A 12,409-nucleotide genomic window follows, 5' to 3' on the forward strand; every position below is an offset into this window, starting at 1 on the left:
TCTAGGAAACTCCCGCTAGGTAGGGCCAGCGGAGTTAGCCGGCGAGGAGCTGGCGGGCCATGACGATGCGCTGGATCTGGTTGGTACCTTCGTAGATCTGGGTGATCTTGGCGTCCCGCATGAGCCGTTCGGCGGGGAAGTCCTGGGTGTAGCCGTAGCCGCCGAGTAGCTGTACGGCGTCGGTGGTCACCTGCATGGCGGTGTCCGACGCCAGACACTTGGCGGCGGCGCCGAAGAACGTGAGGTCGGCGTCCCCCCGCTCGGACTTGGCGGCGGCGACATACACCATCTGGCGCGCGGCCTCCAGCGCCATGGCCATGTCGGCAAGCATGAACTGGATCCCCTGGAAGTCCGCGATGCGCTTGCCGAACTGCTTGCGCTCCTTGACGTAGTTCAGGGCGAGGTCGAGTGCGCCCTGGGCGATGCCGATGGCTTGTGCACCGATGGTCACCCGAGTGTGGTCGAGAGTACGCAGCGCCAGCCGGAGGCCGTGACCGAGCTCGCCGATGAGACGATCCTCGGGAATGCGGCAGTCGTCGAAGAGCAGCTCGCGGGTCGGAGAGCCCTTGATGCCCAGCTTCTTCTCCGGGCTGCCGACGGAGAAGCCCGGGTCGGAGCTCTCCACGATGAAAGCGCTGATGTTGGCGCCGCGTCGGCCGTCGGGGTCGGTGACGGCGAGCACGGTGTAGTACTCGGAGATCCCCGCGTTGGTGATCCAGGACTTCTGCCCGGAGAGCACCCAGTGGTCGCCGTCGCGGGCGGCGCGGGTCTTCATCGCAGCGGTGTCGGAGCCGGCCTCACGTTCGGAGAGGCCGTAGGAGAAGGCGGCCTCGCCGCGGGCCAGCGGTGGGAGGTATCGCTGTTTCAGGTCGTCGGTGCCGCCGAGGATGAGCGGGAGGCTGCCGAGCTTGTTCACGGCGGGGATCAGCGAGGAGGACGCGCAGACGCGGGCGACCTCCTCGATGACGATGCAGGTGGCGAGCGCGTCGGCGCCGACGCCGTCGTATTCGACAGGGACGTGGGGCGCGTGGAAGTCGGAGGCCACCAGCGCGTCGTAGGCCTCCTGCGGGAACCGGCTGTGGGCGTCGACGTCGGCGGCGTACGGCGTGATCTTGTCGTAGGCCAGGGTGCGCACGGCGTCGCGCAACTCGAGGTGCTCGTCGCTGAGTCGGTACAGGTCGAAGTCGGTGGCGGTCATGGGTTCCTCGCTCACTAGGTCGCTTGCCAGGGCGCTCAGTAGGTGCAGAAGAGTTACTAGGGCGCTCAGTAGGTGTAGGGCGCTCAGTAGGTGTAGAAGCCGCGGCCGGTCTTGCGACCCAGCAGGCCGGCGTCGACCATGCGGGCCAGCAGCGGCGGCGGCGCATAGAGGGGTTCCTTGAACTCCTCGTACAGCGACTCGGCCACTGCCTTGGTGGTGTCCAGCCCGATCAGGTCAGCCAGCGCCAGCGGTCCTTGCGGGTGGGCGGCACCACGGACCAGTCCCTGGTCGATGTCCTCGGCCGTGGCGAACCCGGACTCCAGCATCCGGATCGCCGAGAGCACGAACGGGATCAGCAGGGCGTTGACCACGAAGCCCGCCCGGTCCTGGCAGTCGATGGCGTGCTTGCCCAGATCGTCCTGCACGAACGCCCGCGCCCGCTCGGTCGTCTCCGGGTCGGTCAGCAGGCTCGGCACCAGTTCGACCAGGGACAGCACCGGGACCGGGTTGAAGAAGTGGATACCCAGGACATGGGTGGGCCGTTCGGTGGCCACGGCGAGCTTCATGATCGGAATGGAGGAGGTGTTGGAGGCCAGCACCGCGTCCGGGTCCTTGACGACGTCGTCGAGTCGCTTGAACAGCGTGGACTTGGCGGTCTCGTCCTCGACGATCGCCTCCACCACGAGGCCGCGGTCGGCCAGGGCCTCGATGTCCTCGACGACCTGGATGCGTTCGAGTACTTCCGTGGCGCTGGCCACCTTGCCGCGGCTCTCCGCGCGGGACAGTGATGTCTCCAGGCGTTGCCGTCCAGCGGTCACGGCGGGCGTGGTCATCTCCACGACGACCACGTCCTTACCGGCACGGGCGCAGACCTCGGCGATCCCGGCACCCATCAGGCCACAGCCGACGATACCGACCTTGTTGATGGCGTTCACCTGGCTCCTCCTCCACGGTGTTGGTACGCAGTATCATAGTTGTGGAACTACGTACCACCAAGTAATTTCGGTGCTGTGGAGCAGCAGCCGGCCCGCTTGGCCAAGGACAGGCTCGTCGCGGCGGCGTTCGAGCTCTTCGAGGAGCATGGCTTCGAGGGCACGACGGTCGACGACATCGCGCAACGCGCGGGCGTCGGTCGGACGACGTTCTTCCGGATCTACCGGTCCAAGGAGGACGTGATCTTTCCCGAGCACGACGTGCTGCTCGGCCACATCGAAGCCCGGCTTGCGACCGCCGCTCCAGAGACCCGCGGGCTCGCTCTCGCGGAGGCTGCCCGCATAGTGCTGCAGCACTACCTCGCCGAGGGCGGGCTCGCCCGCGCCCGCTACCGCCTGACCAGCACCGTCCCTGCACTGCGCGCCCGCGAGGTGGCCGGCATCCGGCAGTATCAGCGCCTGTTCGCCAGGTTCCTGCGTGACTGGATGGGCAACGCGCCCGACGGCGCCCTGCGTGCCGAGCTGGTGTCCGCGGCCATCGTCACCGCCCACAACCATGTGCTCCGACGCTGGCTCCGAGGCGAGACCACCTCCCCCGGCGAGGAGTTCAACCGTGCGATGGAGGTGGCGCTCGAGCATCTCGAAACACCTGCTGAAGCCGGGACAGCCGTTGTCGTATTCCGCACCTCCGCCGGCGTGGACGCCGTGGTCACCCGGCTGTGTCGGGCACTTGAAGAGGAACAGCGGCGCCCCTTGAGCTAGCGAGGGTGTCTGAAAGGGATGCCGGCGGACCTACTTCGCGGTACTGGTCACGGAAGGGGACGCCTCGGACCGCACCGGGGAACGGTGGCGATCGACCGAAGGGCAGGATGGGCACACGGTCCGGGGCGGACACCGCCCGCCCGGCTGCTCTGCTCGTTGCCCCGCTCGGTCCGTTACCCTGCTACCCCATCCGAAGCTGGAGATCGTCTTGTCCCACCCCGAGGAAGCGGTGATTCTCATCGTCCCGGCGTCCCGGCGGCTACCATGACCGGACGCGAACCCTTCCGCGGCGCGGTCCTCGATGCGGTGCTGGAACGGATCACCTATGCCAACGAGGAGACCGGCTACACGGTCGCGCGGGTTGACACCGGGCGTGGCGGTGACCTGGTGACCGTCGTCGGGGCGTTGCTCGGCGCGCAGCCGGGGGAGTCGCTACGGATGCGGGGGCGATGGGGTTCGCATCCGCAGTACGGCCGCCAGTTCCAGGTCGAGGATTACACGACCGTGCTGCCGGCGACCGTCCAGGGCGTGCAGCGCTATCTCGGCTCGGGCCTCATCAAGGGCATCGGTCCGCGCCTGGCCGAACGCATCGTCGAGCATTTCGGGGTCGCGGCGCTGGACGTCATCGAAAAGGAGCCGGAACGACTCATCGAGGTGCCGAAGCTCGGCCCGAAGCGTACCAGGGCGATCGCCGAGGCGTGGGAGGAACAGAAGGCCATCAAGGAGGTGATGGTCTTTCTTCAGGGGGCGGGTGTGTCCACCTCGCTGGCGGTGCGGATCTACAAACAGTACGGGGACGCGTCGATCGGTGTGGTGCGCAATGAGCCCTACCGGCTGGCCACGGACGTCTGGGGCATCGGGTTCCGCACCGCGGACACCATCGCGAAGGCGGTGGGGATTCCGCATGACAGCCCGCAGCGGATCAAGGCTGGCCTGCTGTTCACGCTGTCCGAGGCCACCGACGGCGGTGGCCACTGCTTTCTGCCCGAGCCCCGGCTCATCAGCGACGCCGTGCAGATTCTCCAGGTCGACACCGGTGACGTCATCGAGTGCCTGGGGGAGCTGGTTGCCGAGGACGGGGTCGTCCGGGAGGAGGTTCCAAGCGAGGATCCGGCGACGCCGACGGCCGCGATCTACCTGGTGCCGTTCCACCGGGCCGAGATCTCCGTTGCTGGCCAGTTGCGCCGCCTGCTGAATACCGGCGCGGACCGGTTGGCCGCCTTCGCCTTGGTGGACTGGGACCGGGCGTTGGGCTGGCTGCGGGAGCGGACCGGGGTCGAGCTCGCGCCGGCCCAGCGCGATGCGGTGCAGCTTGCCCTGACGTCCAGGGTCGCCGTGCTGACGGGCGGACCGGGCTGCGGCAAGAGTTTCACCGTCCGCTCCATCGTGACGCTCGCGTTGGCCCGGCAGGCGAAGGTGATCCTCGCCGCGCCGACCGGCCGGGCCGCGAAGCGGCTGACCGAGCTGACCGGGCACGAGGCATTGACGGTGCACCGGCTGCTGGAGCTGCGGCCGGGAGGTGACGCCGCCTTCGACCGGGACCGCCCGCTCGACGCCGACCTGATCGTCGTCGACGAGGCGTCGATGGTCGACCTGCTACTGGCGAACAAGCTTGCCAAGGCGGTTCCGCCCGGCGCGCATCTGCTGCTGGTCGGCGACGTCGACCAGCTGCCGTCGGTCGGTGCCGGCCAGGTGCTACGCGACCTGCTCGCCGAGGGGACGCCGATCCCGCATGTCCGGCTCACCCAGGTCTTCCGAGCGGCGACCGAGTCCGGGGTGGTGACCAACGCGCACCGCATCAACCGTGGTGACTATCCGCTGGTCCGGGGATTGCCCGACTTCTTCTTGTTCGCCGCGGAGGAGGTGGAGGAGGCGGCGAAAATCACCGCGGAGGTGGTCGCCCGGCGGATTCCGGCGAAGTTCGGGCTCGATCCGCGCCGGGACGTGCAGGTGCTGACCCCGATGCACCGCGGCCCGGCGGGGGCCGGCGCGCTGAACACCCTGCTGCAGGAGGCCCTGACGCCGTCCCGCCCGAACGTGGCCGAGCGGCGCTTTGGTAGCCGGACGTTCCGGGTCGGCGACAAGGTTACGCAGGTGCGCAACAACTACGACAAGGGCGCGAGTGGAGTCTTCAACGGCACTCTCGGCGTGGTCACCGCGCTGGATGTGGAGAACCAGACGCTCACCATCCGGACCGACGAGGACGAGGACATCGACTACGACTTCGGGGAACTCGACGAGCTGACCCACGCCTACGCGGTGACGATCCACCGCTCCCAGGGCAGTGAGTACCCCGCGGTCGTCATCCCGCTCACCACCAGCGCCTGGATGATGCTGCAACGCAATCTGCTCTACACGGCCGTCACCCGGGCGAAGAAGCTGGTCGTGCTGGTGGGATCCCGCCGGGCGATCGGCCAGGCGGTGCGGGCCGCCGGTCACGGCCAGCGGCACACCGCGCTCGACCACCGGCTGCGTAGCGGGTGACTGGTGAACACCACCTACCACCGGCTCGTAACGGTAACGGCGACACGGTCAGCTCGACGCCGCCACGCCCAGGCTCACGCTGGTTGCCGCGGCTATGACCGCTGCCTCCGCTTCCGCGATGACCTTCTTGACGATCGGGGCGACCGGCGTCAGGTCGGTCGCCGTCCGGATCCGCTCCTTCGCGTGCCCGCGGGACGCGCGCTCGGGTGCCACCACATCGAGTAGACGGGCCGGGCCCGCGAGCAGGAGAAGTTCCTCGGCGAGCAGCATCGTCGTCTCCTCATTCGTCGGCGTTCGTGCCCCGGACCCCTACCTGGTCCGGAGACGGGGGCGCCCGGTCGGCAGGCTGGCAATCCCCGGTCGCGAAGCCGACGCCCACAACGGCGTATATCGGCCTCCGACCGCTATGAACCATGTCACATCTACCGCTGACGTTAGATGGAGGCGCTACCTTCGTGCGGTGACGCCTTCCGACACCGCCGCCGGCACTCTGTCGCTTGAGGCCGACGAGGTCCTGGCCCGGCCCGGTCCGGACAACTACAAGTGGATCGCGCTGTCGAACGCGACCATTGGCATCCTGATGGTGACGATCAACAGTTCGATTCTTCTCATCGCCCTTCCGGACATCTTCCGGGGAATCGAGATAGACCCGCTCGCACCGGAGAACACCGCGTACTTCCTCTGGATCCTGATGGGATTCCTGCTGGTCACCTCGGTGCTCGTGGTGAGTCTGGGGCGGGTCGGCGACATGTTCGGCCGGGTGCGGATGTACAACCTCGGCTTCGCGATCTTCACGCTGTTCTCGATCCTGCTCGCCGTCACCTGGATGCATGGCACGGCAGCCGCCTGGTGGATCATCATCATGCGGGTGCTGCAGGGCGTGGGCGGTGCCTTCCTCTTCGCCAACTCCAGCGCGATCATCACTGACGCCTTCCCGGAGGACGAACGCGGGCTCGCCCTGGGGGTCAACGGCGTCGCGGCGATCGTCGGATCATTTCTGGGGCTGTTGATCGGCGGTCTGCTGGCGCCGGTCGAATGGCATCTGGTCTTTCTCGTCTCGGTGCCGTTCGGCATCTTCGGGACGGTCTGGGCCTACCTGAAGCTGCGCGACAACGGGGCGCGCACCCAGGCCCGGATCGACTGGGCCGGCAACATCACGTTCGCGGTCGGCCTCATCGCGATCCTGACCGGCATCGTCTACGGGCTGCAGCCCTATGGCGCTCACACGATGGGCTGGACCAAGCCGTTCGTGCTGAGCTGCCTGTTCGGTGGTCTCGCGGTGCTGATCGGCTTCGTCGTCATCGAGCTGCGCTCCGCCGACCCGATGTTCCGTCTGGACCTGTTCCGGAGCCGGACCTTCACCATGGGCAGCATCGCGGCTCTGCTCGGCGCGCTCGCCCGTGGTGGTCTGCAGTTCATGTTGATCATCTGGCTGCAGGGGATCTGGTTGCCGCTGCATGGCTACAGCTTCGAGAAGACCCCGCTGTGGGCCGGCATCTACCTGATTCCGGTGACCGTCGGATTCCTGGTGGCGGGGCCGCTGGCCGGCCGGTTCGCGGACCGCTACGGTGCGCGTCCGTTCGCCACCCTGGGATTGGTGATCACGGCGGTGGTGTTCCTGCTGTTCGACGCCATTCCCATCGACTTCGACTATCCGTGGTTCGCGCTGATCCTGTTGCTGATGGGCCTGTCCATGGGCCTGTCCATGGGCCTGTTCGCGGGGCCGAACACCAGCAGCGTGATGAACACCCTGCCGCCCAACCAGCGCGGTGCCGGTGCCGGCATGCTCAACACGTTCCAGAACTCGGCCAGCGTGCTGTCCATCGGTGTTTTCTTCACCATCATCGCGCTCGGGCTGGCCGCCAGCCTTCCGGACGCCATGTACTCCGGACTTGTCGGGCAGGGCGTCTCCCCGGCGAAGGCGCACGAGCTGGCGAACCTGCCGCCGATCGGCAGCCTGTTCGCCGCGTTCCTCGGGTACAACCCCACCGAGCGACTGCTCGGCCCGGACACCCTGTCGCAGCTCGACCCGGCGAAGGCCGACTTCCTCACCGGGCACACCTTCTTCCCGAACCTCATCTCCGGGCCGTTCGGTGACGGTCTGCGCCTCGCCTTCGCCTTCGCTGCCGTCGCCTGCCTGGTCGCCGCGGGCTTCTCCTGGCTGCGCGGGAAGCAGCGGCCGCACGTGCGCCGTCCGCTGCTTGAAGAGACGGCCGAGGGGCTGGCCGGCGCGGGCGACATCGCGGCGATGGAGGACGGTGCCGGGAGCGCTCTTCCGAGCAGCCCCCTGGCCGCCGAGCGATAGGACGCGGGCTGGGCCGAGCGTGAGAAAGGCCCTGACGTCGATGATCAGAGCCGCCGATGGCGCCGTGCGGGCCGATGGCGCCGTGCGGGCCGATGGCGCCGTGCGGGCCGATGGCGCCGTGCGGGCCGATGGCGCCGTGCGGAACAATTGCCTGGTGCGGGACGGCGACGCGGCCAAGAGCCCGGTCAAGAGTGCAGCCAAGAGCGCGGTCAAGGATGCGGCTCGTGGCCTGCGCGGGATCGGTCAGGCCGCGCAGGAACTGGGCGTCTCGGTGCGGGCCCTGCGGTATTACCAGGAGGTGGGGCTGCTCACCCCGTCCGGGCGCACCCTGGGCGGGAACCGGCTGTACGCGGATTCCGACCTCGTCCGGGTGCGGCGCATCCGCGAGCTGCAGACGCTGCTCGGCTTCAACCTGGACGAGATCCGCACGATCCTCGCCTACGAGGATCGTCTCGCCCAGGTCCGGCAGGAGTATCATGCGGCGTCCGACGACGCGGACCGCATCCGGCTGCTGACCGAGGGCACGTCGGCATACCGGAGGCTCCGCGTCGAGATCGACGAGAAAATCAGCCGGCTGGTGGCCTTCCGTGACGAGATCGACGAACGGATCGAGCGGGCGGACCGGCTGGCCAGGGGGGTCGCCGACAGCTCCCAGTGATCATCCGATCGTCGGGTTGGGCCGGCGTGCCGGGTCGGTCTGGGAACCTCGACCGCGAGGAGCGCCACATCGTCGTTCAGCGTCGATCGCGTCCAGTCCCGGACCCGGTCGGCGAGATCGGTCAGCGCCTCGTCGAGTGACGTGTGGGCGAACGCGGCCTCGGCCGCGGGCAGCAGGGGGAAGAAGGCGCCGGTCGTGAGGGCGCGTGCCTCGGTGATGCCGTCGGTGTAGAACAGCAGGCGATCCCCCGCCCGCAGCACGGCGTCCGTCACGTTGCTCCCGTCCGTGATCAGCCCGAGCGGTGGCAGCCTGGACGAGACAGTGAGCAGATCCGCCTGCCCGGCACGAACGAGAACGGGATCGGGATGTCCCGCGTTCGCCAGCGTCAGACGGCTGCCGTCGACCTGCCCGACGACCGCGGTGACGAAGTCGTCCAGGCCGCTGGCATCGGCGACCTCCGCGTCGAGGTTCGCCAGCAGATCGCGCAGGTCGCCCGTGCGTCGACTCATCAGCCGGAAGCAGCTGAGCACCCGGCTCGCGATCCGCACGGCGTCGAGCCCCTTGCCCCGTACGTCACCAATGAGCAGGCGGGTTCCCCACGGGCTGTCGACGACCTCGTACAGATCCCCACCGATCATGGCCTCCACGGTGGCACTCTCGTAGCGGACGGCGAACCGCAGCCCGCCGGACGACGACGGGACGGGACGGGACGGGACGGGACTGAGGATCGTCTGCTGCGCCACCTCGGCCACCCGAGTGACGTTCTGCAGCTTCGTCTCGCGTCGGATGTTGTACCGGCTGACCAGGACGGCCATCACTCCGCCGGCCGTGACCCCGACCAGCCGGACCACCTGGGCCGTCGGGCCACCGCCGCTCCGGCCGAACAGGTCATCGTGCAGACCCAGCCGGATGCCCGCCAGGACCGCCGCCACCCCGTAGCCTGCGGTCAGCCGGGGTCCGGCGAACGTGGCCGCGAGCATGGGGCTCAGAATCGCGAGTCCGATCACGTTCCATTTCTGGTTGCTCAGTTGCAGTCCGACCACCAGGGCGAGTATGAGCATCGGGGCGATTGGGGCGAACCAGCGCAGCACCCTCAGCACCTCAGCACCCCCGGGAGATCCGCCCGGGGATCTCGCCTTGGCCGGGCCGCATGGGTGTCTGTCTACCCGCGAGCGGTCCGGACCGAACCCGCCGGAGCCTGCTTCCAGGGGTCCTCACCAGCCAGCATGGACGCGCTGACCCGGTGGCGGACCCGGCCGCCGAGACCTCGATCGCGCGCCTCGCCGAGCAGCTCGCGGCGCTGTGAACCCGTTCAGCGGGGTGCCATCCGGATGGCACCGTCGAGGCGGATGGTCTCGCCGTTGAGCATGGGGTTCGCGATGATCTGGGTCGCGAGCAGGCCGTACTCGTCGGGGGAGCCCAGGCGCGAGGGGTGCGGGACCTGCTGGCCGAGAGAGACGCGAGCCGGCTCCGGCAGCGAGGCGAGCAGCGGGGTGTCGAACAGGCCGGGGGCGATGGTCACCACGCGGATCTTCAGACCGGCGAGGTCGCGGGCGATCGGCAGCGTCATGCCGACGATGCCGCCCTTGGACGCCGAGTAGGCGGCCTGCCCGATCTGGCCCTCGAACGCCGCCACGGACGCGGTGTTGATGATGACGCCACGCTCACCGTCGATCTCCTCGGTCCTGCTGATCCGCTCGGCCGCGAGTCGGATGACGTTGAACGAGCCGATCAGGTTGACCTTGACGACCCGCTCGAAGATGGCCAGTGGGAACGGCCCTTCCTTGCTCAGCGTCTTGGCGGCGTTGCTGATGCCGGCGCAGTTGACGGCGATGCGCAGCGGGCCCAGCTCGGCCGCTACGTCCAGGGCTGCCGTCACGTCCTGCTCGGAGGTGACGTCGCCGGGGCTGAATCGCACCGAACTGCCGAACTTCTCCGCGACCGCCGCGCCGTTCGAGGACGGGAGGTCGAGGAGGACCACGCTGGCACCAGCGTCGATGAGCCGGGTGGCGGTGGCAAGGCCGAGGCCGGAAGCCCCGCCGGTCACCACGGCGACTGAATCCGTGATCTGCACGTGAGTTCCTCTCCGGGAGGGACATCGGCCGGAGGCGCGGCCTTGGCTGTGCGGGGTGGAGCTGGGGGAACGAGCCGGCCGTCCCCCGACCGGCGACCAGGGGAGGCGGCCATCCGTGCACACCCCCGAAGACGTGCGCACCCCGGAAGAGTAGTGCAAGCCGCGCGGGCGGACAGCGCTCCCGTGGGCCGCCAGCTCCGCGCTGCCCACCGGTTGGCGCGGATTGGGACCGGGCCCGGTGGGACCAGGAGGATCAGTAGGTGCAGGTGGGCGGGCCCGGCGAGGGCGCTCCCGGCGGCGCCGGTCCGGCGGCGGGTCCGGCCGCCGCCGGTGCGGGCGCAGGCGCGGCCCTACCGGCCGTCACGCTCGGCGTCACCACCGCGGTGAAGCCGGAGCCGAGGACGAGCTGGACACCGGTGATGCTCGCATCGGCGAGCAGGACCGAGCCGGGCACCGCCGCGGCGACGGTGTTCGCCTCGGCCTCCTGCCCGGGGGCGTAGACCACCCGGGAGGTCTCGTGGGTGAGGACCGAGGCGTTGCCGGCGTTGCGGGCGTGGAAGCCCTTGGCAGTCAGCTGCTCGGTGACCTTGGAGGCGAGTCCGGCCCGCGACGAGCCGTTGTAGACGGCGGCCCGGACCTGGGAGGGCGCGGCGGCGGCGCCGGGAGCGAGCGCCGGACCGGTCCCCCCGCTCCCGGCGTCGATGGTAGAACTCGCGCCCTCGGCCTTGCCACCCATCGGCGCGACGATGCGCTGCAGGTCGTCCGGCCGGTAGAACTGCACGGAGGAGGGGACTCCGTGCAGGCGGATGTTGCCGTTGTCGTCGATCGCCCCCTCGGCACGGGTCGGCGCGTGGACGGGCACGGTCTGCATCTGGAGGCCCCCGGTGGCCAGCCCGCGGACTCGGGTGCCGAGGCTGCGCAGGTCGGCGATGCTGGTGTGGTTGTCGAGGGTGAGCGCGCTCGCTGCCGCCGATACCAGCTTCTGGGCCTTGATCGGGTTCGTCAGGGTGTCGTCTGCCATGATCTTGTGGAACATCGAGCCGATGAACTGCTGCTGCCGGCGGATGCGGTCGAAGTCGCCGTCCGGCAGGCCGTGGCGTTGGCGAACGAAGGCCAGGGCCTGGTCGCCGCCGAGCTGGATCGTCCCGGGCCCACCGACGAATCCGCTCATCGGGTCGTTGGTGTTCGTGCTCATCCGCCACCGCCCGCGGTCGTCCTGGTAGCGGCTCGGTTTCGCGTCCGACGGCTTGATGCAGACCTGGACACCGCCGATGGCATCGGTGATCTCCTTGAAACCCTCCAGGTCCATCGAGATGTAGCGGTCGACCTGCAGGCCGGTCAGGCTCTGCACCGTCTGCACCAACAGCGACGGGCCGCCTACGGAGATCGCGGCGTTGAACTTGTCGTGCCAGGCCTTGTGACGTTTGCCGGCCCCATCGGTGTACTCGGGGATCAGCACATACATGTCGCGGGGGAAGGAGACCATGGTGGTGGTCCCATCCTTCGTCAGGTGCGCGAGGATCGTCGTGTCGGAGCGCTGGCCCGGCGCGTCTCCGTACTTACCGTTGGTACCGGCGCGGCTGTCGGTTCCGACCAGCAGGTAGTTCGCGGTCCCCACCCCGCCGGAGTCGCCGCCCGAACCGAGGCCGAGGTCGACCCGGTTGACCTTGCCGTCGACATAGAAGTACGCGGCCCAGCCCCCCACCGTGGCCACGAACACGAGGCAGGACACGCAGGCCAGGAAGACCCGCAACCCGCGACGCCTAGCCGACCGTCCGCCGCGTGCCGACCCGGATCCCGACCGGCCGGACCCCGATCCCCGCGGGTCGAGCCGGGGCGGAAGCACCCGCGCGTGGTCGGCGGCGTCGTTCTGCGGGTGCGGTGCGGTCACTTCCCGCCTCTCCTTGAGCGGTCCGGCGAGCAGGGTCCGGCATGGCACGGAAAGTAACACGAATGGTTTCATGCTCCCTTATGAGGGGTTCAGCCGAGTTGGGTG

General features: G+C 69.1%; 9 protein-coding genes and 1 pseudogene. 4 read left to right on the forward strand and 6 right to left on the reverse strand.

Annotated elements, in window-relative coordinates:
* Nucleotides 1–34 precede the first annotated feature (34 nt).
* Both AC08ON_RS10295 and AC08ON_RS10300 read right to left on the reverse strand, forming a co-directional pair.
* Nucleotides 35–1,198: an acyl-CoA dehydrogenase family protein gene (locus tag AC08ON_RS10295; protein WP_476616860.1), complete on the reverse strand. Its 1,164-nt coding sequence runs from the start codon at nt 1,196–1,198 to the stop codon at nt 35–37.
* A gap of 83 nt (nt 1,199–1,281) precedes the next feature.
* The gene (locus tag AC08ON_RS10300) at nt 1,282–2,133 is read right to left on the reverse strand and encodes a 3-hydroxybutyryl-CoA dehydrogenase (RefSeq protein WP_476607380.1); all 852 of its coding nucleotides are present in this window, start codon (nt 2,131–2,133) and stop codon (nt 1,282–1,284) included.
* 96 nt (nt 2,134–2,229) lie between these two features.
* Here AC08ON_RS10300 and AC08ON_RS10305 point away from each other — a divergent pair, with 96 nt between their 5' ends.
* Together AC08ON_RS10305 and recD2 are read left to right on the forward strand one after the other, a co-directional pair.
* Nucleotides 2,230–2,892, forward strand: coding sequence for a TetR/AcrR family transcriptional regulator (locus AC08ON_RS10305; RefSeq protein WP_476616861.1), 663 nt, complete (start codon nt 2,230–2,232; stop codon nt 2,890–2,892).
* Between the two features lie 264 nt (nt 2,893–3,156).
* Entirely contained in the window at nt 3,157–5,376 is a 2,220-nt protein-coding gene (gene recD2 / locus AC08ON_RS10310; protein ID WP_476607382.1) for an SF1B family DNA helicase RecD2, read from the forward strand.
* 48 nt (nt 5,377–5,424) lie between these two features.
* Here the strand turns inward: recD2 and AC08ON_RS10315 are convergent, their stop codons facing one another.
* Entirely contained in the window at nt 5,425–5,646 is a 222-nt protein-coding gene (locus tag AC08ON_RS10315; protein ID WP_476607383.1) for a hypothetical protein, read from the reverse strand.
* A 190-nt stretch (nt 5,647–5,836) separates the two neighbouring features.
* On the opposite strand from AC08ON_RS10315, the gene AC08ON_RS10320 reads away from it, so the two are divergent.
* Complete coding sequence (locus tag AC08ON_RS10320) at nt 5,837–7,681, forward strand: MFS transporter (RefSeq protein ID WP_476607384.1); 1,845 nt, start codon at nt 5,837–5,839, stop codon at nt 7,679–7,681.
* 40 nt (nt 7,682–7,721) lie between these two features.
* Nucleotides 7,722–8,339 carry a MerR family transcriptional regulator gene (locus AC08ON_RS10325; protein ID WP_476607385.1) on the forward strand — a complete coding sequence of 206 codons (618 nt, stop codon included), beginning with the start codon at nt 7,722–7,724 and terminating at the stop codon, nt 8,337–8,339.
* 104 nt (nt 8,340–8,443) lie between these two features.
* On the opposite strand, the pseudogene AC08ON_RS10330 reads toward AC08ON_RS10325, so the two are convergent.
* The 3 genes and pseudogenes from AC08ON_RS10330 to AC08ON_RS10340 all read right to left on the reverse strand — a co-directional run.
* Nucleotides 8,444–9,400, reverse strand: a pseudogene (locus AC08ON_RS10330) (PP2C family protein-serine/threonine phosphatase); the annotation flags it as partial.
* Nucleotides 9,401–9,651: 251 nt separating this feature from the next.
* Nucleotides 9,652–10,413, reverse strand: a complete 762-nt coding sequence (locus AC08ON_RS10335) for a 3-hydroxyacyl-CoA dehydrogenase (RefSeq protein WP_476607387.1) — start codon at nt 10,411–10,413, stop codon at nt 9,652–9,654.
* Nucleotides 10,414–10,666: 253 nt separating this feature from the next.
* Complete coding sequence (locus tag AC08ON_RS10340; protein ID WP_476607388.1) at nt 10,667–12,304, reverse strand: LCP family protein; 1,638 nt, start codon at nt 12,302–12,304, stop codon at nt 10,667–10,669.
* Nucleotides 12,305–12,409: the final 105 nt, after the last annotated feature.

It is taken from the genome of Frankia sp. CoWAU3, assembly GCF_977971855.1.

Coding starts and splice junctions, on each gene's coding strand:
- AC08ON_RS10295 (WP_476616860.1), bottom strand. CDS start 1,198: ATGACCGCCACCGACTTCGACCTGTACCGACTCAGCGACGAGCACCTC.
- recD2 (WP_476607382.1), top strand. CDS start 3,157: ATGACCGGACGCGAACCCTTCCGCGGCGCGGTCCTCGATGCGGTGCTG.
- AC08ON_RS10315 (WP_476607383.1), bottom strand. CDS start 5,646: ATGCTGCTCGCCGAGGAACTTCTCCTGCTCGCGGGCCCGGCCCGTCTA.
- AC08ON_RS10325 (WP_476607385.1), top strand. CDS start 7,722: ATGATCAGAGCCGCCGATGGCGCCGTGCGGGCCGATGGCGCCGTGCGG.